The sequence below is a fragment of the Campylobacter concisus genome (assembly GCF_003049705.1).
GTDB classification, from domain to species: domain Bacteria; phylum Campylobacterota; class Campylobacteria; order Campylobacterales; family Campylobacteraceae; genus Campylobacter_A; species Campylobacter_A concisus_AR.
In genome coordinates this window covers 55,012-77,822 of record NZ_PIRF01000009.1, presented here as the reverse complement: position 1 = coordinate 77,822, position 22,811 = coordinate 55,012, and the positions used below count along the sequence as shown (strand labels likewise).

Annotated in this window: 28 protein-coding genes; 16 read left to right on the top strand and 12 right to left on the bottom strand. The window is 37.5% G+C overall.

Annotated features, from left to right (window positions below; translation table 11 throughout):
- Window positions 1-158: 158 nt before the first annotated feature.
- Genes CVT05_RS09190 through CVT05_RS09170 form a run of 5 tightly spaced genes read right to left on the bottom strand, consistent with a single transcriptional unit; the run spans window position 159 to window position 4,786 of the window.
- Window positions 159-1,499 (bottom strand): DUF945 family protein, encoded by a 1,341-nt coding sequence (locus tag CVT05_RS09190; RefSeq protein ID WP_107698566.1) that lies wholly within the window; start codon window positions 1,497-1,499, stop codon window positions 159-161.
- Window positions 1,496-2,062: a DedA family protein gene (locus CVT05_RS09185; RefSeq protein ID WP_103641328.1), complete on the bottom strand. Its 567-nt coding sequence runs from the start codon at window positions 2,060-2,062 to the stop codon at window positions 1,496-1,498. The genes CVT05_RS09190 and CVT05_RS09185 overlap by 4 nt, the downstream gene beginning before the upstream one ends.
- Complete coding sequence (locus CVT05_RS09180; RefSeq protein ID WP_103559257.1) at window positions 2,062-2,658, bottom strand: lipid-binding SYLF domain-containing protein; 597 nt, start codon at window positions 2,656-2,658, stop codon at window positions 2,062-2,064. The genes CVT05_RS09185 and CVT05_RS09180 overlap by 1 nt, the downstream gene beginning before the upstream one ends.
- A gap of 9 nt (window positions 2,659-2,667) precedes the next feature.
- Window positions 2,668-4,221: a ribonuclease Y gene (gene rny / locus CVT05_RS09175; protein WP_072594345.1), complete on the bottom strand. Its 1,554-nt coding sequence runs from the start codon at window positions 4,219-4,221 to the stop codon at window positions 2,668-2,670.
- Window positions 4,142-4,786, bottom strand: coding sequence for a 5-formyltetrahydrofolate cyclo-ligase (locus CVT05_RS09170; RefSeq protein WP_107698565.1), 645 nt, complete (start codon window positions 4,784-4,786; stop codon window positions 4,142-4,144). Before CVT05_RS09170 ends, rny begins: the two co-directional genes overlap by 80 nt.
- A gap of 49 nt (window positions 4,787-4,835) precedes the next feature.
- On the opposite strand from CVT05_RS09170, the gene CVT05_RS09165 reads away from it, so the two are divergent.
- From CVT05_RS09165 to radA, 4 genes are read left to right on the top strand one after another with little or no spacing between them, the layout of a single operon-like run.
- Window positions 4,836-5,468: a TlpA family protein disulfide reductase gene (locus tag CVT05_RS09165; RefSeq protein WP_054196779.1), complete on the top strand. Its 633-nt coding sequence runs from the start codon at window positions 4,836-4,838 to the stop codon at window positions 5,466-5,468.
- The gene (ftsY, locus tag CVT05_RS09160; protein WP_087579297.1) at window positions 5,468-6,334 is read left to right on the top strand and encodes a signal recognition particle-docking protein FtsY; all 867 of its coding nucleotides are present in this window, start codon (window positions 5,468-5,470) and stop codon (window positions 6,332-6,334) included. Before CVT05_RS09165 ends, ftsY begins: the two co-directional genes overlap by 1 nt.
- Window positions 6,327-6,689 (top strand): VanZ family protein, encoded by a 363-nt coding sequence (locus tag CVT05_RS09155; RefSeq protein ID WP_107698564.1) that lies wholly within the window; start codon window positions 6,327-6,329, stop codon window positions 6,687-6,689. The genes ftsY and CVT05_RS09155 overlap by 8 nt, the downstream gene beginning before the upstream one ends.
- Window positions 6,664-8,004 (top strand): DNA repair protein RadA, encoded by a 1,341-nt coding sequence (gene radA, locus CVT05_RS09150; protein ID WP_107698563.1) that lies wholly within the window; start codon window positions 6,664-6,666, stop codon window positions 8,002-8,004. The genes CVT05_RS09155 and radA overlap by 26 nt, the downstream gene beginning before the upstream one ends.
- A 138-nt stretch (window positions 8,005-8,142) precedes the next feature.
- Here radA and CVT05_RS09595 read toward each other — a convergent pair whose 3' ends face one another.
- From CVT05_RS09595 to fliL, 3 genes are all read right to left on the bottom strand, one after another.
- Window positions 8,143-8,913, bottom strand: coding sequence for a hypothetical protein (locus CVT05_RS09595; protein WP_107698562.1), 771 nt, complete (start codon window positions 8,911-8,913; stop codon window positions 8,143-8,145).
- A gap of 144 nt (window positions 8,914-9,057) precedes the next feature.
- Window positions 9,058-9,402 carry a holo-ACP synthase gene (gene acpS, locus CVT05_RS09140; protein WP_107698561.1) on the bottom strand — a complete coding sequence of 115 codons (345 nt, stop codon included), beginning with the start codon at window positions 9,400-9,402 and terminating at the stop codon, window positions 9,058-9,060.
- Window positions 9,399-9,935, bottom strand: a complete 537-nt coding sequence (fliL, locus tag CVT05_RS09135; RefSeq protein ID WP_084042196.1) for a flagellar basal body-associated protein FliL — start codon at window positions 9,933-9,935, stop codon at window positions 9,399-9,401. The genes acpS and fliL overlap by 4 nt, the downstream gene beginning before the upstream one ends.
- 58 nt (window positions 9,936-9,993) lie before the next feature.
- On the opposite strand from fliL, the gene ybaK reads away from it, so the two are divergent.
- Window positions 9,994-10,476, top strand: coding sequence for a Cys-tRNA(Pro) deacylase (ybaK, locus tag CVT05_RS09130; RefSeq protein WP_084110087.1), 483 nt, complete (start codon window positions 9,994-9,996; stop codon window positions 10,474-10,476).
- Here ybaK and CVT05_RS09125 read toward each other — a convergent pair.
- Together CVT05_RS09125 and CVT05_RS09120 are read right to left on the bottom strand one after the other, a co-directional pair.
- Window positions 10,465-11,451 carry an SAM-dependent methyltransferase gene (locus tag CVT05_RS09125; protein WP_107698560.1) on the bottom strand — a complete coding sequence of 329 codons (987 nt, stop codon included), beginning with the start codon at window positions 11,449-11,451 and terminating at the stop codon, window positions 10,465-10,467. The genes ybaK and CVT05_RS09125 overlap by 12 nt on opposite strands.
- On the bottom strand, window positions 11,448-12,056 hold the full coding sequence (locus CVT05_RS09120) for a trimeric intracellular cation channel family protein (protein WP_054196787.1): 609 nt from the start codon (window positions 12,054-12,056) through the stop codon (window positions 11,448-11,450). Before CVT05_RS09120 ends, CVT05_RS09125 begins: the two co-directional genes overlap by 4 nt.
- A gap of 117 nt (window positions 12,057-12,173) precedes the next feature.
- Between CVT05_RS09120 and CVT05_RS09115 the strand changes: the two genes are divergently transcribed.
- A complete protein-coding gene (locus CVT05_RS09115; protein ID WP_107698559.1) occupies window positions 12,174-12,836 on the top strand; it encodes a lipid-binding SYLF domain-containing protein in 663 nt (220 codons plus the stop codon).
- Between the two features lie 91 nt (window positions 12,837-12,927).
- Here CVT05_RS09115 and CVT05_RS09110 read toward each other — a convergent pair whose 3' ends face one another.
- Window positions 12,928-13,137, bottom strand: coding sequence for a hypothetical protein (locus CVT05_RS09110; RefSeq protein WP_002942234.1), 210 nt, complete (start codon window positions 13,135-13,137; stop codon window positions 12,928-12,930).
- 150 nt (window positions 13,138-13,287) lie between these two features.
- Between CVT05_RS09110 and CVT05_RS09105 the strand changes: the two genes are divergently transcribed.
- The 10 genes from CVT05_RS09105 to modD all read left to right on the top strand — a co-directional run bounded on the left by CVT05_RS09105 (window position 13,288) and on the right by modD (window position 20,437).
- Window positions 13,288-13,734 carry a Fur family transcriptional regulator gene (locus CVT05_RS09105; protein ID WP_054196789.1) on the top strand — a complete coding sequence of 149 codons (447 nt, stop codon included), beginning with the start codon at window positions 13,288-13,290 and terminating at the stop codon, window positions 13,732-13,734.
- Window positions 13,735-13,835: 101 nt separating this feature from the next.
- On the top strand, window positions 13,836-14,159 hold the full coding sequence (locus CVT05_RS09100) for an HMA2 domain-containing protein (protein ID WP_107698558.1): 324 nt from the start codon (window positions 13,836-13,838) through the stop codon (window positions 14,157-14,159).
- Window positions 14,152-14,802: a ferritin-like domain-containing protein gene (locus CVT05_RS09095; RefSeq protein WP_087580710.1), complete on the top strand. Its 651-nt coding sequence runs from the start codon at window positions 14,152-14,154 to the stop codon at window positions 14,800-14,802. Before CVT05_RS09100 ends, CVT05_RS09095 begins: the two co-directional genes overlap by 8 nt.
- Window positions 14,803-14,833: 31 nt before the next feature.
- Complete coding sequence (locus tag CVT05_RS09090; protein WP_051288446.1) at window positions 14,834-15,145, top strand: hypothetical protein; 312 nt, start codon at window positions 14,834-14,836, stop codon at window positions 15,143-15,145.
- Window positions 15,146-15,154: 9 nt separating this feature from the next.
- On the top strand, window positions 15,155-15,469 hold the full coding sequence (locus tag CVT05_RS09085; protein WP_107698557.1) for a hypothetical protein: 315 nt from the start codon (window positions 15,155-15,157) through the stop codon (window positions 15,467-15,469).
- A complete protein-coding gene (locus CVT05_RS09080; protein WP_087577962.1) occupies window positions 15,469-15,792 on the top strand; it encodes an oxidoreductase in 324 nt (107 codons plus the stop codon). Before CVT05_RS09085 ends, CVT05_RS09080 begins: the two co-directional genes overlap by 1 nt.
- Entirely contained in the window at window positions 15,776-17,851 is a 2,076-nt protein-coding gene (locus CVT05_RS09075; protein WP_107698556.1) for a heavy metal translocating P-type ATPase, read from the top strand. Before CVT05_RS09080 ends, CVT05_RS09075 begins: the two co-directional genes overlap by 17 nt.
- A 14-nt stretch (window positions 17,852-17,865) precedes the next feature.
- Window positions 17,866-19,329 carry an alanine/glycine:cation symporter family protein gene (locus tag CVT05_RS09070; protein WP_234400592.1) on the top strand — a complete coding sequence of 488 codons (1,464 nt, stop codon included), beginning with the start codon at window positions 17,866-17,868 and terminating at the stop codon, window positions 19,327-19,329.
- A gap of 12 nt (window positions 19,330-19,341) precedes the next feature.
- On the top strand, window positions 19,342-19,602 hold the full coding sequence (locus CVT05_RS09065) for a helicase (RefSeq protein ID WP_107698554.1): 261 nt from the start codon (window positions 19,342-19,344) through the stop codon (window positions 19,600-19,602).
- A gap of 1 nt (window position 19,603) precedes the next feature.
- The gene (gene modD / locus CVT05_RS09060; RefSeq protein WP_107698553.1) at window positions 19,604-20,437 is read left to right on the top strand and encodes a ModD protein; all 834 of its coding nucleotides are present in this window, start codon (window positions 19,604-19,606) and stop codon (window positions 20,435-20,437) included.
- 357 nt (window positions 20,438-20,794) lie between these two features.
- Here the strand turns inward: modD and CVT05_RS09055 are convergent, their stop codons facing one another.
- The gene (locus tag CVT05_RS09055; protein ID WP_107698552.1) at window positions 20,795-22,735 is read right to left on the bottom strand and encodes a BCCT family transporter; all 1,941 of its coding nucleotides are present in this window, start codon (window positions 22,733-22,735) and stop codon (window positions 20,795-20,797) included.
- Window positions 22,736-22,811: the final 76 nt, after the last annotated feature.

Genomic DNA, 22,811 nt, shown 5'->3' with positions numbered 1-22,811 from the left:
AATAGACTGGCTCAATCGATCACTTGTTTAGATTTCAAAGATTGACTAATAGTTTAACAATTGTAAGTTAAAAGAACTTTCTGCCCTGCGTTTTGCAAAACAGAAAGTGAAGTATATAGAAGTGATGCTTAAATGCAGATAAAAATCAGGCTAATTTTTTAAAAACCCATAAAGAAATTTTGAAGTCCAACTTTTTCATTAAATATAATATCTTTTTTGTTTGGATCATATTTAAATTCGCTTAGCACTTTTTTGCCCTCTTCTTTAAAATATCCAGCAGATATCAAAGTAGGCTCAACAAAAGCTACTTCTGGCACTAGTGTATCAAAAAAATTCGTCAGACTTTCATCGACACTTATTTTTCCACTAAGAGACAATTTATCAAAAATTTCTGACTGATTTGTTCCCTTCTTAAAGCCATTTACTGCTGCATCCAAATTTAGCTTTAAAGTCTTATCTCCTTTTTTAAAGCTTAATGTATCTATTTTTATGCTTGGATTCTTTTCTAAGATTTGATCTATTATCTCATCAAAATTTAATCCAGCTAAAACATTATAATTTTCTTCATTATTTAAATTATTAAGCTTGTTCAATACATTATTTAACACAGGTACATTGATATTTGCGATTTTGCTATCAAAGACAAAATCTGTATATTTTACTTTATCAACTGCTACTATACCTATTTTTATAACATCGTCTGATCTTCCAAGATCATTTGAGATTTCAAATTTTGAGTCATACTTAAAGTCATCTATCAAGATATTACTTACATCATTAGATGCGAAAGACACCCTTTTAAATTTAACTTTTGCTAGATAAGGTACAAGCTGGCTCTCTAAAATTTTTGAAAACTTAACCGGCTCTTTATAACTTGAGTCAATATAAAACCCTTCGATATTTAGATCAACTTTATTGTATTCACTAAAATCTTTCAAAAAAATCTTATCTGCTTCAACTTTTAAGCTGTTTATACTATCTTTTGAATCAAGCGTCATACCAATTTTTATATCTTTTGTATTAACGGCAGTTTTTTGCTTATCATTAAATTCAATATTGCTAAATTTAATATCCATATCTTTATCACCAGTTAGGCTAACTTTTGTTTTAGTTGTTGCAATAACATTTGATCCCATAAATGTTGCGATAATATTTTTAATCATATCGCTTTGGATAGAAATTTTTGAGTCTATTTCAAAGCCATCTATAAAAGCAAGCACTGTATGAGAAATTTCATTTTCTACTTTAAAAACCAAATCCTCATTTACATTTTTACCAAATATATTTTCCAAAAGATCTTTTGAAACACTAAAATCAAATGATCCTTTTGAGCCAAAAAAACCTTTTTTGTAATTGTTATTAGAAATTTTAAAGCCCTTAATATTGTTTAGATCATTCACTATTCTTTGATAGTTTTTCTCCACCTCATTTGAAGCAAAATAAACCGCTCCAATGGCCACCACGATAACCACGATTAAAGCAGATATCACCTTTTTCATGCTTTTCTCCTTTTTGTAATATGTTGTAAAAAAAACCAAATTCCAAGCAACAAACAAACCATGGCAAGAGGCATAATATATCCATGCTCGCCAAGATAGTCGCTTGCACCTACAAAATAATCACCCGCTTTAAAGCTGGCAAATCCGATAATGACCGCCCAAAGCACTGACGAGATCGAATTTATAATGCTAAATTTATAAAATGAATACTTCGTAAGTCCAAGCGCGATAGGAACCAAAGTTTTGACGCCGTAGATAAATTTCTTGATAAATATTATCTTATCGCCATGTTTTTTAGCCAAAATTCCTGCATAAGCAAGCTTTCTTTTATGATTTTTGATATAAGGCATAAGTGAGTTTTTATTAAATCTTGCGACATAAAAAATTAGCGTGTCACCAATTGTATTTGCCACAGCAGCGACAATTATACTAAGAGTGATGTCCATCTTGCCAGCAAAACTTAAAATTCCAGCGGCGATTAATGCAACCATGCCGCCACCAAGGCTATAAAAAAACAATACAATATAGCCGTATGTTGAAACTGAGTTTATGATATCTTGCATTAATCTCCTAAAAGTTTAGATGCAGAGGCTATTAGCTGTTCATAGGCATAGCCACTTTGCTTTAAAATTTCTTCTCTTGCACTGATGACTGCTCCACCAAAGCTAGCACCCGCAAAAAAACCATCATTTGCGGCATATGCGTAGATATCACTTGAAAATTTAAAATCGCTTACTTTACTGTAATTGCGTCCAATATCACCAAAAGCTACTGATAGCTTTGTATCAAGCGTGATCTTGGCATCCTTAATATCATGGATAATACTATCTTTAAATATAAAAAGCACAAGCGAACTATCTTCATAACCAAGCTGTATACCGATGCTGCCGCCACTTATGCTAACTGGTAAAATTTCACTTGGCGAGTTAATGTTGCCAACAACCATGATGCCATCTCCACCCATACCACCAACTACAAAACCGACCTTTTTAACACTTGGAAAGATGATCGTCGCTTTTGACTGCTCGATTAGCTCTTTTATAGGAGCGTTTCTAGCGCCTCTCATCGTTGTTATAAACGAGTTTGCCGAGTCCAGCACGAGCTCCTCGCTGGCAAAGCCAATTGAGAAAAATAATAAAATTGAAAAAAGAAATTTCATATTTTGCCGTTATTTTGCAAAATCAACAGCGCGAGTCTCTCTGATGACGCTTACTTTTATCTCACCAGGATACTGCACCTTGCTCTCGATCTCTTGAGCTATCTCTTTTGCTACAAGCACTGCCTCGTCGTCGTTTATGAGTTTAGCATTTGCGATGACACGAATTTCACGGCCTGCATTTATTGCATAAGCTTGTTTGATACCGTCTTTACTTTTTGCGATATTTTCGATCTCTTCGACACGTTTTAGGAAGCTCTCAAGCACCTCACGCCTTGCACCTGGACGAGCTGCACTTAGTGCGTCAGCTGCGCAAACAGCCGCACTTTCTATACTTGTTGCCTCTTCGTGGCCGTGGTGAGCGTAGATAGCGTTGATGACTACTGGATGCTCTTTGTAGCGTTTACAAATTTCAGCTCCAAGATCAACGTGACTGCCCTCATACTCGTGAGTTAGCGCCTTACCGATATCGTGAAGTATGCCAGCTCTTTTTGCAAGCTTCTCATCTCCGCCACACTCAGCTGCGATGATACCAGCAAGGTGAGCTACTTCAAGGCTGTGAGCCAAGGCATTTTGTCCGTAGCTTGCTCTAAATTTAAGCTTGCCTATTAGTTTTACTATCTCTGGGTGAATTTTATTTAGACCAAGATCCATGACGATGTTTTCGCCCTCTTCTTGTATGCTTTGCTCAAATTCTTCAGTCACTTTTTTGTGAAGGTCTTCTATCCTCGCAGGTTGGATTCTTCCATCCTCTACCAAAAGCTCGATCACTCTTGTTGCGATCGCACGCCTGTAAAGGTTAAAGCTGCTTAGTATGATTGCGTGCGGGGTATCATCGATGATGATATCAACTCCAAGCACCATTTCAAGGGTCTTGATATTACGTCCTTCTTTACCGATGATCCTACCTTTTAGCTCATCGTTTTTGATATTTACTACATTTATCAGACGCTCAGCCGCAAATTCTCCAGCAAATCTTGACGTAGCCTGCGCCAAGATGTAATTAACTCTCTTTTTAGCCTCTCTTTTTGCTTCTTCTTCGTATTTTCTAACGATATGAGCGATATCCGCACGAGACTTCTCCTCGACCTTTTTAAGCACGACCTCTTTTGCTTCTTCTTCTGTTAAGCCAGCAGCGTGCTCAAGCACTCTTATTGCTTCTTCTACTTTGTTTTGATAAGTCGCTTTTAAATTTAAACCCTCTTCGTAAGTGATCTTTGCGTCTTGCTTATCTTTTTCAAAAAGCTCTTTACTCTCGTTTAAAAGCTCTTGCTCATTTAGCAAAATTTTCTCTTTTTTGGCTAGTTCATCAAATTTACTTGCATACTCTTTTTGAAGCTTTGTCGTCTTGTCATCGTATCTTTTTTTGGCCTCAAATTCAGCCTCTTGTACTGAAATTTTAGAATTTTTAAGCGTTAGCTCAGCTTCATACTCAATAGCTTTTGCCTTTGCTTTTGCTTGTTCTAAGAATATGTTGTAGTTTGCATCATTTATTTTTTTGGCGTATAGATACCCTGCTCCAACGCCAGCCACACCGGCTCCTAAGCCTATTAAAACCTCTATCATTTATTCCTCTTTTTATATAATTTTTATTTGGGGTTATATAAAAGTCTGCTACCGCGTCTTGTGTACTTGAAAGCACATCTTTGGTATAAAAGTCTTTTATCTCAAGAAAAACTATCCGTTTTGGCTTAATAGGCAAAGAGTCAAAAAATCTATCATAAAATCCTTTTCCATGCCCTATCCTAGCCATAGCTCCATCAACCCCAATCGCTGGAACTACTGCCATATCAAGTCTAACATTATCCATTTTTTTGCCAGATGGCTGTCTGACATTAAATTTATAAGTTAGAAATGGCAGTCGCAATCTTACCATCTCTAAGCTAAGACCTACCATAAAAGGGGCAAAAATTTCACATTTATGTGATAAATTTCGCCTTATTTTAAGCACATCAACTTCGTAGTTAAGTGGCAAATAAAACAGTACTTTCTTAGAATTTGTAAAATTTATCAATTTTAAAAGAGTTTTCGTAGCTTTATAATGCGAGCATTTGGCCTTAAATTTAGTAAGTTTCATCAAATTTGCTCTTGCATTTTTTCTAAATTCATTTTTTTCTAAATTAACGCTCATTTTATGCTCTTTCTTGTATAATCCTGAAATCTTATTCAAAAGGAAATTTATGACATTAAAACGAGCAATTATAACATCACTTTGCATTTTTGCATTTTTTGGATGCGGCGACGAGAACAAGCAAAAAAAAGAGCAAAATACAAGCGAACAAACGCAAGGCAAAATTTTAGATAAAAATGCTAGCAAAGATGAAAATTTAAGCAAAGACTCACTCACTCCAAAAATGAGTGAAAATGCCCAAGATAGCGAGATAAAAGAGATAAATCTAAAGCTGCTAAGTGGAGCAACTATGCAGATTACAAAAAGAAGCAATGGCTTTGATGTAAAAGATGGTAAAAAAGCAACGCTTTACGTATTTTTTGCCACTTGGTGCCCTCCTTGCAAGGCTGAGATCCCGCATCTAAACAACTTAAGTGAGAAATTTAAAAATGAGCTAGATATCGTTGGTGTGCTACTTGAAGACAAAAGTGAAGATGAAGTAAAAGATTTTGCTCAAAAATATAAAATAAAATATGAAGTCGCGGTTGGAGAGGGAAATTTTTTATTTGAAAAAGCGATGGGCGGTATAAAAGGCTTGCCTGCGTCAGCACTTTTTAAAGCAAATGGCGACTACGTTCAGGGCTACATCGGTCTTGTACCTGAAGAGATGCTTGAAAACGACATAAATAGGGCCACAAAATAATGCTTGATTTTCTAAAAAAAGGCCTTGAGAAGACTTTTGGAGCGATAAGTTCAGCGAAGAAGTCAAAAAAGATAGACAAAGAGAGCTTAGAAGAAATTTTACTTGAAGCTGACGTAGCCTATGAGATCGTAGAAGAAATTTTATACTACTTGCCGCCACAAGATGAAGTGAGTAGAGCTGATCTTAGGCGCGTTATGAGTAGCTATTTTATCTACGAAAATGAGCGTGTGATCGAGCCTGATAAGCCATTTGTCGATCTCATCCTTGGCGTAAATGGCGCTGGCAAGACGACAACCATCGCAAAGCTTGCAAATTTATATAAAAATAACGGTAAAAGCGTTATTTTAGGTGCTTGTGATACATTTAGAGCTGGAGCGATCGAGCAGCTACGCCAGTGGTCAATCAGACTAAATGTGCCAATAGTCGCCACACAGCAAGGGCATGATCCTTCAGCTGTTGCTTACGATACTATCAGCTCGGCCCTTGCAAAAGGCATCGACCGCGTCATCTTAGACACGGCTGGCAGACTTCAAAACCAGACAAATTTGGCAAACGAGTTAGAAAAGATCGTTCGTATTAGCAAAAAAGCTTACGAAAAAGCGCCTCACCGCAAAATTTTGATTCTTGATGGAACGCAAGGTAACGCCGGAGTTGCACAAGCGAAAGCATTTAACGATATTGTCTCGCTTGATGGTGTCATCATCACAAAGCTTGATGGCACCGCAAAGGGCGGAGCACTATTTGGTGTGGCAAGAGAGCTTGAGCTACCTATATTTTATATAGGCGTTGGCGAGAGCATGGATGATATCATCAAATTTAATCCAGACGAGTTTTTAGACGAGCTAATGGACGCCATTTTTGAGTAGCGTAAAATTTCTTAGTAAAATTTGCTTTTTCGCTGCTCTTTTGGTGATTGATATTCTTGCATTTACTCCAAAAAGTCCCGCGATCATAGAAAACTCGTGGGACAAAGCAAATCATTTTTTAGCTTTTTTCGTCCTTTATATACTGCTCTACCTTGGCTATGAGTTTAAAATTTTAAAAAATTTAGCCCTACTTTTAGCCTTTGGCGTGCAAATAGAGCTCGTTCAGGCATTTTTACCAAACAGGAGCTTTAGCCTGCTTGACATCGTAGCTGACATGATCGGAGCGGCCTTTGGAGTGATAATAGTTGAAATTTTAAAAAGGATATATTATGGCAAAAGCAAAGCCAGTTTTTGAGTGTCAAGCGTGTGGTAATCAACAAGCAAAATGGCTGGGCAAATGCCCACAATGTGGGGCTTGGGATAGCTTTGTCGAGCTTAGCCAGCAAGAGATAAAGATAAGTAAAGAGATAGCAAAAAGCACTAGCGCACCTAGCAAAGCCATAAGCATAGACGAAGTTGAAATTCAAAATTTTACGAGATTTAGCACCAAAGATAGCGAGCTAGACCTTGTTCTTGGTGGTGGCGTAGTCGAGGGCTCGCTAGTTTTAATAGGTGGCAGTCCAGGCATCGGTAAATCAACCTTGCTTCTAAAAATCGGCTCAAATTTAGCAAAAGACGGTAAAAAAACGCTCTATGTAAGCGGCGAAGAGAGCCAAAGCCAGATAAAAATGAGAGCTGATAGGCTAAATGCGGTGGATAAAAATTTATACCTGCTAACTGAAATTTGCCTAGAAGATATCCTGCTAGAAGTGCAAAAGAGCGACTACAAGGTGCTAGTCATTGACTCTATTCAAACGCTTTATAGCCAAAATATAAGCTCCGCGCCAGGCTCGATCACACAGGTTCGCGAGATCACATTTGAGCTGATGAGGCTTGCAAAGAGCCAAAATATCTGCGTTTTTATCATAGGTCACATCACCAAAGAGGGCTCGATCGCAGGACCTAGAGTACTTGAACACATGGTTGATGTGGTGCTTTATTTTGAGGGTGACGCGAGCAGAGAGCTGAGGATTTTGCGTGGGTTTAAAAACCGCTTTGGCTCGACAAGCGAGGTTGGTATATTTGAGATGAGCCAGCATGGACTGGTGAGTGCAAACGAGGTATCGAGTAAATTTTTCACACGTGGCGGAGCGATGAGTGGCAGTGCGATCACTATTATAATGGAAGGCTCAAGGGCACTTAGTATTGAAATTCAAGCACTTGTTTGCGAAAGCGCCTATCCAAAACGAAGCTCGACTGGCTTTGAGAGAAACCGCCTAGATATGCTACTAGCCCTACTTGAGCGAAAGCTTGAAATTCCACTTGGACACTACGATGTCTTTATAAATGTTTCAGGTGGTGTTAAGATAAGCGAAACTGCGGCCGATCTAGCCGTCATCGCAGCGATAATAAGTAGCTTTAAAAACCGCCCTATCAGCAAGGATAGTGTTTTTATCGGCGAGCTAAGCCTAAATGGCGAGATAAGAGAAATTTTTAACCTAGATCAGCGATTAAAAGAGGCAAAAACACAGAAATTTAAAAATGCTATCATCCCAAACAAGCCGCTTGACACGCAAGGGTTAAAATGCTTTTACGCAAAAGATATCACACAAGTGCTTGAGTGGATGTAAATTTGTCTTGCTAGCGACTTAATATCAATACTTTGCTGGCTAGGACATATTTTTTATCTTTTGCATAAGTCTTAGGATATCTATGCTTTTTCTTTGAAATTTAAATTATAAAAATTCCGTTCTTTGCTTATAAAATACCTATGCCCTCTTATCCACTTTAAGCTTTGCCACTTTTTCTAAAATTTCAAACATGCTCTTGCCATTATCAAATTCACTCTTTATAAATTTATAAAGCTCTTTAAATCTCTCATCGGCTTCAAGCTTATAGGTGTGAGATTTTTTAGTAACTTGTATAGGTGTAAATTTCTTCTCTTTCTTATCTTCTTCGTTTTGTGTTTCAAGATCATTGATGGAATTTATAGTCTCCTTTGCTAGCTCCTCGTCAAGCTCTAAACCAAAGCGCTTCTTTAGTGCAAATTTAGTCCAATTAGCTTTAAACTCATCAACGCTCATATCGCTATCAAGCAGTTCAGCTGTTTTTGTTCCACCAAAGGTAAAGTCAGAGAAACCATGCTTTCTGGTATATCTTTTTATAAATTCGTTAACAGATAAAGTCTCTGAGTCACCAAAAGCTCTCTCAAGCCCCAAAGCACCGCTATCATCTATAAATTTCTTTAGCTCATCTATCTTATCTTTTGAAAAAGCGTCGTCATAGCCCATTAGCTTGCCAAGTATGCTTACTCTCGCCTCTCCTTCACCTTTTACGAAGCCAGTAAGTGAGTGATCATATCTGTCGTATTCCCTTGCTTTAGCTTTATCGTCTAGGCTCATATACTTAGGAAATGTCATGCCATGACCCATATCGTTACTAAGTATCTCGTTTATATCGTTAAATTTAAATCCCATCTCTCTTGCTATGTTTTCTCTTGAGAGATAGTTAGTAGTTGAGAGGTTATTAGAAATTTGCATTTTACTATCCTTAGTTTCTTTAGCTCCATTAAATCTTGATTAAAGATATCGTCTTTTCTTTAAAAAATTTTATAAAAATACGTTTTTTAAATTTATCAGAAGTAGTTAAAAGATATTAAAAAGCTTTGTAAAAATGCATAAATTTTAGACAATCATCACTGCAGCTACGGCAAATCCGCCATCGTGAGTTATGCTAAGGCTTGCTTCTTTGATATTAAAATTTGTATAAATTTTTGGGCTAAATTTTATCTTTGGTGCATTTTTTGCGTCTTTGCTAAGCTCAATGTCTAAAAAACCACACTCTTTGCTGATGCCCACACCAAGGGCTTTGCTAGCTGCTTCTTTGGCCGCCCAAAATCCAGCCAAAGTCGCATCATTTTTTGCTAGCGCGATCTCGTCATCACTAAGAAATTTTTTTAAAAAAAACTCGCCATAACGAGCTTTAAGTCTAGAAATTCTATCTATTTTAATGATATCAATACCTATCATTGCACCACAAAATCAGTAAAAAATATGTTTTTGATGTAGCCATCATTTAGCACTTCATTTAGCTTACCCACGATCTCGTCTTTTAGCCTATCTTTGCCTTTTGCGGTGCTTACTTCTTCGTAAGTTTTTGATGAAAGTGTTCTGATGATAATATCTCTTAAAAGTGCTTTTTTCTTATCAAGCTCAGGAGTTAGCAATTCATCGCTTTGCTCCATATCAATCTTGGTTTTAAGAAATCTTGAGCCATTTTCACTAAGCAAATTTACAATGAACTGATCAAGCGGATATATCGGTCCCATATTTGAATAGTCGTTGCTACCATGCTTTGCCTTATTTTGAGCTGGCATGGACTGCGTTTGAGTCTGAGCTGGTGCTTGCATCATGTTTGCCTCTTTTGGCTCGTCAGAACTAAGCATCAAAAACGCGACTAGCCCTCCAATAACTAGTAGCAAAACAAATATCGCAATGATAATTATCATTAATGCACCATTGCCACCTTTTTTTGCTTTTTTCTCTTCAACTTCTTCAGCCATCTTTCCTCCTTTAAGTTTTGGCTATAATTATACAAAAAATTCGCAAAAATGAGAAAAAATGATACATAAAACAAATGCTGCTAGAGCTTTAGACAAGCTAAAAATTAATTATGAAATTTTAGAGTATGAAGTTGATTTAAACGATCTTTCAGCCATCCACGTAGCAGCTAGCACTAAGCAAGATATAAAGCAAATTTATAAAACTATCGTTTGTGAGTGTGAGCCTAAAAATTTCGTTGTTGCTTGCTTGCAGGGCGATTTGGAGCTTGATCTAAAAGCACTTGCTCACGCGTGTGGCGCCAAACGCTGCGAGCTTATAAATTTAAAAGACTTAGAAAAGATCACTGGCTACATTAGGGGCGGCTGCTCACCGCTTGCTATGAAAAAACACTTTGCCACATTTATCGATGAACGTGCAAAAGAGCAAGAATACGTGTTAGTAAGTGCTGGAGTAAGAGGCAAACAGATAAAGATAGCTCCAAACGATCTTTTAAAGGCTTGCGAGGCGAGTTTTGCCAATATCGCTAGGCTAGCTCTTTAAAAACTCTATAAATTTAAACTTCTCGCCTAAAAACTCGGGCGAGAGTAGAAATTTCGCCTGTTTGGCTGCATTTTCATAGGCTTGCTTGCTACCCTTTTCAAGCACCAAAGATAAAATTTCATCCACACCAAGATCGCAAACTAAAGCCTCGTTTTGTTTTTTAAATTTAAGCATCTTAAAGCCAGCCTCAAAAAAAGCCTCTTTTACTTGCTTAAAGCAAAGACTATATGTTAGATCCGATCTTTTAAAATATGGCTCAAGGTCTGAAATTTCAAATAAAGAAAATACTTGATGGTCTTTAAAAATCCTTAGGCTAAACTCATTTTTTGGCTCAAATTCGCCGTAGTCAAAGCTTAAAAATCTCACCTTTTTTGCCGCATTTGCAAGCTGGAGCGCAAATTTAGCGTAGCTAGTTGATATCTCGCCCTTTTTTATGCCAAATTTTTTTGCAAGAGCTAGTAAATTTTGATCCGCCTTTTGCCAGTGAAATTTTAGATCATCATCCACAAAAAGCATATTTTGCCCATCTATCACCTCGCAACTAAATGCGTCAAGTAGCTCATTTGAGATGACAAAAATTTCATCAAACGAGCACTCGCCCAAATTTTCATAGTGCTCTACTCTAACCTCGTCACCAAAGCGATTTTTAAAGGTTTCAAGCTGTTTTTTGCGTAAAATTTCATGAGGTTCGATGATGATAAGCTCTAAATTTGACAAAATTTCTGGCTCAAGCGTAAAGATGCCTTGCGCAAAATCAGCTAGCATTTCACCTGAGTTTGCGCCAATCTCCACTACCTTACAGGAGCTAGAAATTTCGCCATTTTTAAGTAGCTTTATAAAGTAGTTTGCAAGGCAGGCGCCAAAGAGGTAGCCAACGCTTACATTTGTGTAAAAGTCGCCCTTTTTACCGATATCTACGCCAAATTTATAGTAGTTTTCATTGACCCAGATATCAAAAAACTCGCTAAATTTCATAGATCAGGCAGCTTCCAGCCTCTATAAAACGCAAACATCCTAACTGTAATGCCAGCAGCAAGCAAGAGCATAGTAAAAAATATATTGGTTAGGCCTAGATGATATAGCACAAAGTAAGCAAGCCCCACACCAAGGCTTATCGTGCCGTAAAGTCCAGTGCGTAAAAACCATGGAATTTCGTTTAGCAAAATATCTCTTAAGATACCTCCACCAACGCCGTTAAAAAAGGCGATCATCATCACACCAAAGATATTGTAGTTGTACTCAATGGCAACCATTGCCCCCACGATGGAAAAACAGATAACATCGATCGCATCGGCGAAGATAAATACAAATTTTCGCTCCAAACCTTCTCTTTTTATATGTAAATTTGCCACTCTTGAAACAATCAACATAAAAATAACAACGCTTACTGGCATATAGTGCGTAAATGAATAAACTGCCCTACCAACGAGCATATCACGCATGATACCGCCACCAAGTGCAGTCAAAAATGCAGACAAAAAGACTCCAAGCCAATCACACTCCTTTTTTACTGCAAATAAAAACCCGCTAAGTGCAGCTGATGCGATACCGACGTATTCGACAAAAAGTATTAAACTCATATTTTTTCCTTAAAAGGTCGCATTTTATAATGAACTCTCATAAAAAATCATTAATAATATTTTTACCGTTAGTTTATTTTAGGCTATAATAACGAAAATTTTAAGGAAGGAATTTTAATGAAAAGACTATTAATCATATTTCTTGCTGGTTTATTTTTCACGCCATACCTAAATGCTGATGTGATCCAAAATCAAAAGCTAAAAAATGCAATAAATATTTTAAACGCTTTTGGTACAAGAAATTTAAAGCCAAACACTAAATTTGAAGGCATAAAAGCGATCGCCATAATCCCTGATGTGACAAAAGCAGGCGCTGTTGTAACTGGCTCTACAGGTAAAGGCGTATTTATCGCTAAAAACGATGATGGTGAATGGTCAAGCCCATTTTTTGTAAATTACACATCTGGAAGCATAGGCTTACAACTTGGTTACAGCTCAGCTGATATGATCATTTTATTTAAGAATTCAGAAGCTTATGCAAATTTATTTAATGCAAAAGATACGATCAGTCTAAAAGCAGAAGCAACTGGTGGCGTTGGTAATGAAGTAGCGATCACAAGTGATTTGCCTGAAATTTCAGCATTTGCTGAGGAGCGTGGCAAGACAAGTGGTGCTTTTGTAGGCGTTAGTCTAGATGTGGCAAGGCTAAAAATAAATATACAAGATACAAATGATTACTATGAGCGAATGTATGATTTTGAGAATATCTACAACAATAGTCCAAAAGCTAGTAAATACACACTAAAATTTAAAGAAATAATCTCAAAATACTTCTTATAGCTCAAATTCCTTGACTCATTAAGTGGGTCAAGAGCTCTTTTTATTTTTACTTTTTTGATTAATTTTATAGAAGTTATGGCTTAGCTTTTTGCTAAACCATAAATAGTGAAACGAAGCGTTTTTTAGGGATTGGAGAAAATTGAGTCATATACTCAAACGCTTCTTCGTAATCGCCATCTGTATATTGTGCAACTTGTTCGATAAGCTCGTAAAGCTCCTCATCGTCCATAGAATCAAAACTGCCTCTATTTTCTAAAACCTCTAACAAAACGGCGTCTAATTCAAGCTCGTCGTAAGTCATTTTATTCCTTAATTTTGATTTAAAAAATGCGACACTATACCAAAACAATCTTATAAAATACTTTACTTGAAATTCGTAAGAAATTTTATGCTTTTTTTATAAGTAAAGTTGTAAAATCCTTATATTAATTATCATTTTAGTTAGGTTTTTGTGGATAATTTTGAACTATTTTATAAGCATTTTAAAGAGTTTTTAGAAGCCTTTGGGCAAAAAAGCTCAGAGTTAAAAGAACAAATTTTGCATGTACTTTTCATTAGTAACTCTCATCTAAGTGCTCAAGAAATTTCTTCAGAAATTTACAAAATCCACAAGAATGAAATTTCAATGACATCAATTTACTCGTTTTTAAATTTTCTCGAAATGCATCATCTTGCAAACTGTTTTGAAGAAAATGGAGTAAAGAAATTTGAACTAAATTTAAAATCCTCGCACGATCATTTGATATGCGAAATTTGTGAAAAGATAGTTGATTTTGAAGATGAGATGATAGAGCAAAGGCAAGAGCAAATTTGCAAAGAAAAAAATTTTAGTGAACAGTCGCATACAATGATACTTTATGGCATTTGCAGTGATTGCCAAGAGAAAAATGGAAATTAAATTTTATCATTTCATTTTAGTTTTTGATAATGAAAAACAAAAAAATTTCAGGTTTATTTAAGCTGTGAAATAGATAATACGCAATTAAAAAAAGGATGAAAATGGATATAAAAACACAAACTTTAGCACAAGTTGCAAGCTATTTTTCAATGATAGCTCACACAAACGGTAGACTAAGAGTAAGAGTTAGTCCAAAGATAAAAGAGCTAAGTAACAGCGTAAATTTAGCTAGCCTAGATGATGTGATAGCTCAGATAAATGGTATAAAAAATGTAAAATTTAACAAGCTAATCGGCTCTGTAACGATCGAATACGATCATGAAATTTTTCCAAAAAACCTTTGGGAAGATCTTTTAAAAGGGCAAAATTTAGAAGAGATTTCAACTAGAGTAAATGAAGTTGCAAAAGAAGTGAAATATGCTTAATGAACTTTTAAACGCATCATATACCAGCGAAAAAAACGCGCTTAGCTTATATGAAAATTTAGCTTCATTTGGTGATGTCTTTAACGAGATCGCAAATATCAGAAAAAATGCAATCATCTTGATAGAAAAATTTGCGAGCACACATGATTATGAGCTTGCTTGCGAAAATGAAGCTATATTTTTGCCAGCAAAAAATAAAGAAGATGCGCTAATACAAGCTTTAAACTACGAGCTAGAGCTAAATAAAATGTATGAAAAATTTTGTGAAAGCTTAGATGATGAAGAGCTAAAAGATCTATTTTTTAGACTTTGGGCTACTTCAAATAACGAATATATCACCTCTTTAAAGCAACGTTTAAAAGAAATTTATAGTGGCTGTGAAATAAAAAATGAGCTAAATTTAAATGAAATTTCACAAAATTTTGAGCAAAATGGCATAACAAATATTTTAGAAAACTATCAAAACGACTTTAATGAGATAACTAAAAGCTTGCAAAATATCGCGAGTGGCAAAGCTGATAAAAGCGAGTTAGCAAAAATAACCAACAATCCAAATTTCTCGTTTTTTAGCGGACTTGCGCTTGGAGCATTAGGCATTTCAGTAGTTAGCAAAAATTTTAATAAGGATGAAGAAAATGAATAATTTACAAAATCAAACAAAGAAAGGATTTAAAATGGCATTACCATTTTTAGCAGGTTTAGCAGTAGGCGGTTTAGCAATAGCTGCTTGGAATAAAAGAGATAAGATCAAAGAGTACGCCCAAGATGGCTTTGATAAAGGCAAAGAGGCTGCAAAAGATCTTTACAAAAAAGGTAAAAGTGTTGCAAAAGATGCAAAAGACTTTATAGTAAAAGAAGAAAAAAAAGCAAAACGTGGTGCTAAAAAAGTAGAAAAAGAGGCTGAAAAAGTGGTAAAGAAAACAAGAAAACCACGCGCTAAAAAGCCAGCTGCTCCAAAAGCTATCACACCAAACGATATAGCTTAAGGATAGAGAATGCAAGAAAATAGTCTTTTTACACTTTCAAACACAAGACTTCCATTTGATCACTTCATCAGCGGTGCTTTAATCGCTGGCATGGGTGCAGCTGCACTTGGCTTTAGCGACTATCTAAATAATAGAGCAACTAAAAAAGATGTTGCTAAAAAGATAGCAAAATACGCTGTAACAGGTGGTTTTGTAGGCGCTGTTGGTATTCATGCTTCAAATTTAATAGCACAAAAAAAATATCTAAATGCAGCAGCTTTTACAGCAGCTGGCATCGGCGGTCTTTTGATAGCAGAAAAACTAATAAAATTGGAGAGTAAATAATGAACAACCCTTACATCAACGAAGAAAACGTAGCAAGTGAAACTGCAGCTAACAATGCAGCAGCTACTCAGCCAAGCGCAATTGATAACGCAATAAATAATGCAGCTCAAAATTTACCATTTGTACCTGAAAATTTTAATGCTGCTGGCTTTGTAAAAGGTCTAGTTTTAGGTGGTATCGCAGCTTATGTACTGACTAATCCAAAAGCACAAGAGTGCGTATTTAAAGCGATTATCAAAGGTGGCGAGCTTATAAACGCTGGCATAGAAGAACTAAAAGAGCGTTTTGAAGATGTCAAAGCAGAACTTGACTCACAAAAATAAGATCACTCTAGCTCACAAGAGTAAAAATAGAGCGAGGTTTATTTGCGAGAGCCTAAATGCTAGAAGCGACGTCAGTGCTATCGAGGCTGCGATCTCAGAGCGAACTGATGCACTAAGTGTTCGTGTAAATAAATACGCAAAAAGCATCATTGTCGAGTTTGATAAGAGCTATGAGAAAATTTTAGATTTTATAAAAAGCTATGATTTTCCAACCAAGCCAAAAGATGAGAGCCTGCCTAGCAAAGCAAATATCTACAAAGCTGCTGCTGCACTTGGTGTAACGCCATTTATGAGTAATAAAACTCTAAAATCAGCCGTGACTCTTTACGCCACAGCTCCAAATTTAATAGAAGGTGCAAAAGAGCTAAGGCATGAGGGTATCACTTCAAAAGTGCTTGAGGCAACTGCCATTGGTACTAGCCTAGCAATGGGCGATCATTTAGCAGCAAATAGCACAAATTTGATGATAAATATCGGCGAATATATGGAAGAAAGTGCTAGCCACAGAAGTGATGATCTCATCAAAGAGCTAGCCAAACCAAACATCGAAGAAGTCTGGGTCGAGAGAAATTTAAATGGTGAAAAGACGCTTGAAAAGGTAAAAACCGAAAATTTAAAAAAAGGCGATATCGTAGTAGTCGGAGCTGGTGAGACGATAGGCGTTGATGGTTATATCGTTGAAGGTAACGCCGATGTAAATCAAGTCTCAATGACTGGAGAGGCTGAGCCTATACCAAAAGCTAGAGGTGACCGTGTTATAAGCGGCACAGTGGTTGATGAAGGTAGGATAAAAATTTGGGCTGAAAATGTAGGCAGTGATACAGCGACAGCTAGGATCAAAGAGTACATACAAACTTCACTCAATGAAAAATCAGCCATTGGTGTAAAAGCGTTAAAACTAGCTGATAAACTTGTGCCTGTTACGCTCTCGCTTGCTGGACTTTCATACATTATAAATAAAAATATGAATAGCGTTGCTAGCGTACTTCAAGCGGACTACTCTTGCGCATTAAAGCTTGCTACACCAGTTGCTTTTAAATCAAGTATCTCAAAAGCAGGCAGAAATGGCATTCTTGTAAAAGGTGCAAAAGCGATCGAAGCTTTAAGCTCAGTTGACACTTTTGTATTTGACAAGACCGGCACTCTGACGCATGGACGCCTAAGCGTAGTTGAAATTTATTCATTTAAAGAGGGCTTTTCTCAAAATGATATATTAAATTTAACTGCAAGTGCCGAGGAGCACTACTTTCATCCAGTAGCCGAAGCAATAGTTGAAGCTGCAAATAAGCGTGGTTTCCACCATATTCATCACGATGAAGTTGAATTTATCGTAGCTCATGGCGTAAAAACTGCGATGCACGGTAAAGAGGTGGTTATAGGCAGTAGACACTTCTTGGAGGATGACGAGATGATAAGTTTTAAAGCTCATGAAGCTTTAATAAGCAAAGCATTAAATAGCGGCTTAACCTTACTCTACGTAGGATATGATAAAGAGCTAGTCGGAGTCATCGCTATGAAAGATGATATGAGAGAAAACGCAAAAGACATGGTGGCAAAACTACGCAGTCTTGGCGTAAAAGAGGTCGTCATGCTAAGTGGTGACATCAAAAGCAAGGCTGAAGAGGTGGCAAGAGAGCTTGGGCTTGATAGGGTCTATGCAGAGTGCTTACCAACAGATAAAGCAGCTATCATCGAAGAGCTAAAGAGCGAGGGCAAAAAAGTAGCCTTTGTGGGAGATGGCATAAATGATGCTCCAAGCCTAACTAAGGCAAATGTGGGCATAAGTATGCACAAAGGTGCTGATATAGCTAAAGCGACGGCTGATATAAGTCTTTTAAAAGACGACATCATGAGCGTAGCTCTCGTAAAAGAGCTTGCAAATAAAACAATGGATTTAATTAGCTCAAATTTCCGCTCAACCGTTGGCGTAAACACAGCTATACTAAGTGCAGCAACACTTGGCATGTTAAATCCAATAGCAACTGCCATGCTTCATAATGGCACAACGATTTGGCTTTTATTAAATTCAATGAAGGGCGTAAAATTCAAATCAAAATAAATTTGAAAGGGTAGATGGTGCTTGATAGTTTTTTAAATTTTTTAAACGGCAAAATGGACGTAGCCAACGACTTTTTATATGGGTATTTTTTAGTCATTATTCTTGTGGCTACGGGAATTTATTTTAGTTATTTGACTCGTTTTGTGCAGTTTAGGATGTTTTTTGAGGCTTGCAGAGTCTTAGTAGAAAAAAAAGATAAGTACAATAAGCACCATTTAACGCCATTTCAAGCACTTATGATCTCGACTGCTTCGCGCGTTGGCATAGGCAATATTGCTGGAATTTCAGCTGCCATCGTCGCGGGCGGTCCTGGAGCTCTTTTTTGGATGTGCTTGATGGCCTTTTTAGGATCAGCTTCAGCTTTTATAGAGAGCACACTAGCGCAAATTTATAAGACAAAAGACGTTTTTGGATTTAAAGGCGGTCCAGCTTATTACATCAAAAATGGTCTTGGCATAAAATGGCTGGCTTCGCTTTTTGCGGTGATTCTCATCATCACCTACGCATACGGCTTTAACGGACTTCAAAGCTATACCATGACATCAGCCTTTGAAATTTACTATGACAAAGCTGGTAGCAACGTTAGCTTTGCGCAAAGCGGACTACCTGTTGGCATCGGCCTTATACTTACGGCATTTGCGGCGGTAATGTTTTTTAGCAAAAGCCACATCATCGGTAAGGTAAGCTCATACATCGTGCCGTTCATGGCACTTGCCTACATCTCGCTAGCGCTTATCGCTATTATTTTAAATTTCAAAGAAATTCCTGATGTTGTTAAGATGATTTTAGAAAATGCCTTTGATTTTAAAGCGATATTTGGTGGATTTGCCGGCAGCGTGATCGTAATAGGTATCAAAAGAGGCCTTTTCTCGAACGAAGCTGGTATGGGTTCAGCTCCAAACGCAGCAGCCGCAGCACATACTAGCCACCCAGTAAAACAAGGCCTAGTTCAAGCAATGGCAGTCTTTATAGACATGACTATATGTATCGCTTCTGGTATGATCGTGCTATTTTCACAGGCCTATCTTACGAAACAAACTGGCTCAAGTGGTGAGGTGCTAACCGCCCTTCCTCTCGTTCAAGCTGCAATGAAAGAGTATTTTGGTGAATTTGGAGTTCATTTTACTACTCTTGCAGTTGTACTTTTTGCCATCACTTCGCTTATTGGCAACTACTACTACGCTCAGGCAAATATGAAATTTTTAACAAAAAACCACAAGCTTACGTTGCTATTTAAGATAACGGCTGTCGTTATGATATTTATTGGCGCTCAGATGAATTTAAAGCTCGCTTGGAATATCGCGGATATCACAATGGCTGCAATGGCAACTATTAACATCATCGCTATATTCTTACTTTCAAAAGTAGTGATAATAGCAGTCAAAGACTACGAAGCTCAAAGAAAGGCTGGGCTAAATCCAGAATTTGACCCAGAAAGTCTTGGCATCAAAAATACAAGTTGCTGGAATAAAAACTAAATGGAGAAGAATTTGAAAAACGATACAAAAATAAGTGGCAAATTACTTGATATACACACTCATAGGCAAGTATCAAAAGTCGGTATGAGCATCACTTTAGCCTCAGTTTGCTTAAGCGCCCTTTTTATGAAAAGAAATAAAAGCATTAAGAAATTTCACGTTGCTTCAGGCATTGCATTTACTTGTTTTGCTCTTTATCATGCTGGGCTTTATGACAATGGAATCTTTAAAAAAATGATAATAAAAGCAAAAAATGAGGTAAAAAAGGCATAAAATGATACTTAGCGACGCAGAAATTCTAAGCTATATAAACGAAGATGTACCTTACTTTGATCTTACTACGTCGCTTCAAAATATCGATAAAAATGCCTCACTTGAAATTTATTCACGTGATGAAATTTGTGTTAGCTGCGTTGATGTGGCCGCAAGTGTTGCGAGGCTACTTGGGTGCGAGAGTGAAATTTTTCTGCAAAATTCTCAAATTTGCAAGGCTGGCGATGTGATCATAAAAATTTATGGCAGCTACGAAGATGTGCATAAAGCTTGGAAACTAGCTCAAGTCGCACTAGAATATGCCAGTGCCATCGCAACTTATACAAATAAAATGGTAAATGCCACAAAGTACGTCAATGAAAAATGTGAAGTGTTGGCAACTAGAAAGAGTTTTCCGTTTGCTAAGAAATTTTGCGTAAAAGCCGTACTTGAAGGCGGTGGTGGCATCCATAGGCTTGGGCTTAGCGATAGTATTTTATTTTTTAAAAACCACATAAAAGCCTACGGTAGCTTTGATAAATTTTTATCGCATTTGCCAGAGTTTAAAGCAAAAATGGCTGAGCGAAAAGTATGCATTGAAGCTGAAAATTTAGACGAAGTAAGCAAGCTTTTAAAAGCAAATTGCGACGTCGTGCAGTGCGATAAATTTAGTCCAGAGCTCATCGAAAATGTACTCTCTTTAAGAGATGAGATTTCTCCAAATACCATTATCCTAGCAGCCGGTGGTATAAATTTATCAAATGCAAAAGATTACGCAAATGCCGATGCGATAGTAACATCAGCGATGTATTCAAAAGGCGTTGCTGATATCAGCACCAGACTTGAGATTTTATAAATTTTTACAATGACCGATACAGCAAAACATCTATCAAAGTTAAAAATTTACAGAAAATGCATTTTGGCTCTGGAATTTGAACGATACGCAACAAAAAATTAACATTTTTTATTTCAAATTTATCTCATAGCTACAAGCAAAAATACAAATTAATAAAGTTAAATTTTCTAATTTGTTTTCTCTAAAAAATAAGGACACTCATATCTTGCTTTACACCACGTGCATAAAACTCAATCAAATTTTAAAATTTACAAACAAGTATATCACGCTTTTAAATTCAGTAACAAACGATAACGAGTGAGTAAAATTTAGAATTTGCCTAGAAATTTTCAAATTCCAGGCAAATTTCACTCAAATTTACTCTCTAACAACATGTAAAAACTGCATGTGTTTGCGGTATTGCTCGATGACGTCGTTTATCAGCGTGGCCTCGCTCCAACCAAGCACGTCGTAGTCCTGACCGCCCTCTTTTAGATAGACTTCAGCCCTGTAGTAAAGATCATCGCCGTCAAGCTCTCTGGTGTAGTCTGGGCTCTGGCTTTTAGTGAGATAGACACCATATCTAAAGTCCATCTCGTCGCCAAGTCCGACATTTAAATTTACAAAATTTTCGCCATTTGTGACCTTTGCTTCAAGGCCGTTTTTGGCAAATTCCTCTTTTAACTCGTTAAAAGTTTTTAGCACGACTTCGTTTAAAAATTTCTTGCCATCTTTTTTGCCTGGTAGCGTAATGATCGCACTTAGGCGCTCTTGCCACGGCTTTGAAAGATCACTAATAGGCATGTTGCTAAAGTTATTTGTCTCTTTTTTGGTTAGATCCACACGTAACGCCTTAAATAGCCCATAAATGGCACCAAGTAGCACTATGGCAAATGGCAGCGCAGTCGTGATCGTAAGTGCTTGAAGTGAGCCAAGACCGCCTGCTAGCATCAAAAATGCCGCCACGATGCCCACTGTAACACCCCAAAAGACCTTTTGCCAAACTGGTGTATCATCCTTGCCGTTTGAGCAAAGCATGTTCATAACGATCGCCGCAGAGTCGGCGGAAGTGACAAAAAATATGACGATCATAAAGACCGCAATCGTGCTTAGCACGCCTGAAAAGCTAAATTTTTCTAAAAACATAAAGAGCGCTGAGGCTGAGTCAGAATTTACCGTACCGGCAAGCTCGCTAAAGCCGCCTTGCACCAAGGCAATCGCCGAGTTACCAAAAAAACTCATCCAAGCAAATGTAAAGCCCGTCGGCACAAGAAGCACGCCGACCACAAATTCTCTTATCGTCCTGCCCTTTGAAATTTTAGCTATAAATAGTCCCACAAACGGCGACCAAGATAGCCACCAAGCCCAGTATAGCAGCGTCCAACCGCCAAGCCAGCTCTCGTTTTGTCTCTCATAGGCGTAGAGATTAAATGTATTTGAGATGAGCGTCGAGACGTAGTCGCCGCTGTTTTGTACAAATGACTTTAAAAGCTGCGTCGTATCGCCCAAAAATAGTATCAAAAACATGAAACAAATGGCTAGCGCGATATTTGAGTTTGATAAAATTTTAATCCCCTTATCCACGCCGCTTGCCGCTGAGACGGTAGCCGCAAAACAAAGCACGACAAGAAGCGTGATATGCATAGTCGGCAGGCCAAAAACGTGCGTAAGGCCCGCATTTACCTGGAGTACGCCGTATCCTAGCGATGTCGCCACGCCAAAGAGCGTCGCCACGACGGCAAATGTGTCGATGGCGCTACCTATCTTGCCGTAAATTTTATCTCCGATGATCGGATAAAACGCCGATCTAAGCGTGAGCGGCAAGCCGTGTCTGTACGAGAAAAAGGCAAGAATTAGCGCCACGATGGCATAGACCGACCATGCGCCCATACCCCAGTGAAAGAAGGTGATGTTTATAGCAAGCTTTTGCGCTGCGATAGTTTGTGCGTCGCCGACCGGCGGGTTTAGATAGTGCATGAGCGGCTCGGCCACGCCAAAAAACACAAGCCCGATGCCCATACCGGCGGCAAAAAGCATAGAAAACCACGAGATATTTTTGTGCTCTGGCTTTACGTGATCGGCTCCTAGTTTGATCTCGCCAAGCTTGCTAAAGCCAAGGATAATGATACTTATAAGTATGACGGCGACGGCCAGGATGTAAAACCAGCCGAATTTGGCCGCGATGTAGTTTTGCATACCTTTAAAAAACTCATTTGAGAAATTTGGAAATATCGCTGCAAATGCCGTTATTAAAAATATGACGGCAAGCGATGGGATAAATACCGAATTGTTAAATTTCGACCTTTGAAATTTGATCATTTTTCTCCTTTTTTTTGTAAATTTCAGCTTCATTTCAAAATAACAAAAAAGAGTAAATGGGTCAAATTTTCTCTTT

Bases quoted from the DNA above. Each gene is read 5' to 3' on its own strand.
- CVT05_RS09190 (WP_107698566.1), bottom strand. From the start codon at position 1,499: ATGAAAAAGGTGATATCTGCTTTAATCGTGGTTATCGTGGTGGCCATT.
- CVT05_RS09185 (WP_103641328.1), bottom strand. From the start codon at position 2,062: ATGCAAGATATCATAAACTCAGTTTCAACATACGGCTATATTGTATTG.
- CVT05_RS09180 (WP_103559257.1), bottom strand. From the start codon at position 2,658: ATGAAATTTCTTTTTTCAATTTTATTATTTTTCTCAATTGGCTTTGCC.
- rny (WP_072594345.1), bottom strand. From the start codon at position 4,221: ATGATAGAGGTTTTAATAGGCTTAGGAGCCGGTGTGGCTGGCGTTGGA.
- CVT05_RS09170 (WP_107698565.1), bottom strand. From the start codon at position 4,786: ATGAGCGTTAATTTAGAAAAAAATGAATTTAGAAAAAATGCAAGAGCA.
- CVT05_RS09165 (WP_054196779.1), top strand. From the start codon at position 4,836: ATGACATTAAAACGAGCAATTATAACATCACTTTGCATTTTTGCATTT.
- ftsY (WP_087579297.1), top strand. From the start codon at position 5,468: ATGCTTGATTTTCTAAAAAAAGGCCTTGAGAAGACTTTTGGAGCGATA.
- radA (WP_107698563.1), top strand. From the start codon at position 6,664: ATGGCAAAAGCAAAGCCAGTTTTTGAGTGTCAAGCGTGTGGTAATCAA.
- CVT05_RS09595 (WP_107698562.1), bottom strand. From the start codon at position 8,913: ATGCAAATTTCTAATAACCTCTCAACTACTAACTATCTCTCAAGAGAA.
- acpS (WP_107698561.1), bottom strand. From the start codon at position 9,402: ATGATAGGTATTGATATCATTAAAATAGATAGAATTTCTAGACTTAAA.
- fliL (WP_084042196.1), bottom strand. From the start codon at position 9,935: ATGGCTGAAGAAGTTGAAGAGAAAAAAGCAAAAAAAGGTGGCAATGGT.
- ybaK (WP_084110087.1), top strand. From the start codon at position 9,994: ATGATACATAAAACAAATGCTGCTAGAGCTTTAGACAAGCTAAAAATT.
- CVT05_RS09125 (WP_107698560.1), bottom strand. From the start codon at position 11,451: ATGAAATTTAGCGAGTTTTTTGATATCTGGGTCAATGAAAACTACTAT.
- CVT05_RS09120 (WP_054196787.1), bottom strand. From the start codon at position 12,056: ATGAGTTTAATACTTTTTGTCGAATACGTCGGTATCGCATCAGCTGCA.
- CVT05_RS09115 (WP_107698559.1), top strand. From the start codon at position 12,174: ATGAAAAGACTATTAATCATATTTCTTGCTGGTTTATTTTTCACGCCA.
- CVT05_RS09110 (WP_002942234.1), bottom strand. From the start codon at position 13,137: ATGACTTACGACGAGCTTGAATTAGACGCCGTTTTGTTAGAGGTTTTA.
- CVT05_RS09100 (WP_107698558.1), top strand. From the start codon at position 13,836: ATGGATATAAAAACACAAACTTTAGCACAAGTTGCAAGCTATTTTTCA.
- CVT05_RS09095 (WP_087580710.1), top strand. From the start codon at position 14,152: ATGCTTAATGAACTTTTAAACGCATCATATACCAGCGAAAAAAACGCG.
- CVT05_RS09090 (WP_051288446.1), top strand. From the start codon at position 14,834: ATGGCATTACCATTTTTAGCAGGTTTAGCAGTAGGCGGTTTAGCAATA.
- CVT05_RS09085 (WP_107698557.1), top strand. From the start codon at position 15,155: ATGCAAGAAAATAGTCTTTTTACACTTTCAAACACAAGACTTCCATTT.
- CVT05_RS09080 (WP_087577962.1), top strand. From the start codon at position 15,469: ATGAACAACCCTTACATCAACGAAGAAAACGTAGCAAGTGAAACTGCA.
- CVT05_RS09070 (WP_234400592.1), top strand. From the start codon at position 17,866: ATGGTGCTTGATAGTTTTTTAAATTTTTTAAACGGCAAAATGGACGTA.
- modD (WP_107698553.1), top strand. From the start codon at position 19,604: ATGATACTTAGCGACGCAGAAATTCTAAGCTATATAAACGAAGATGTA.
- CVT05_RS09055 (WP_107698552.1), bottom strand. From the start codon at position 22,735: ATGATCAAATTTCAAAGGTCGAAATTTAACAATTCGGTATTTATCCCA.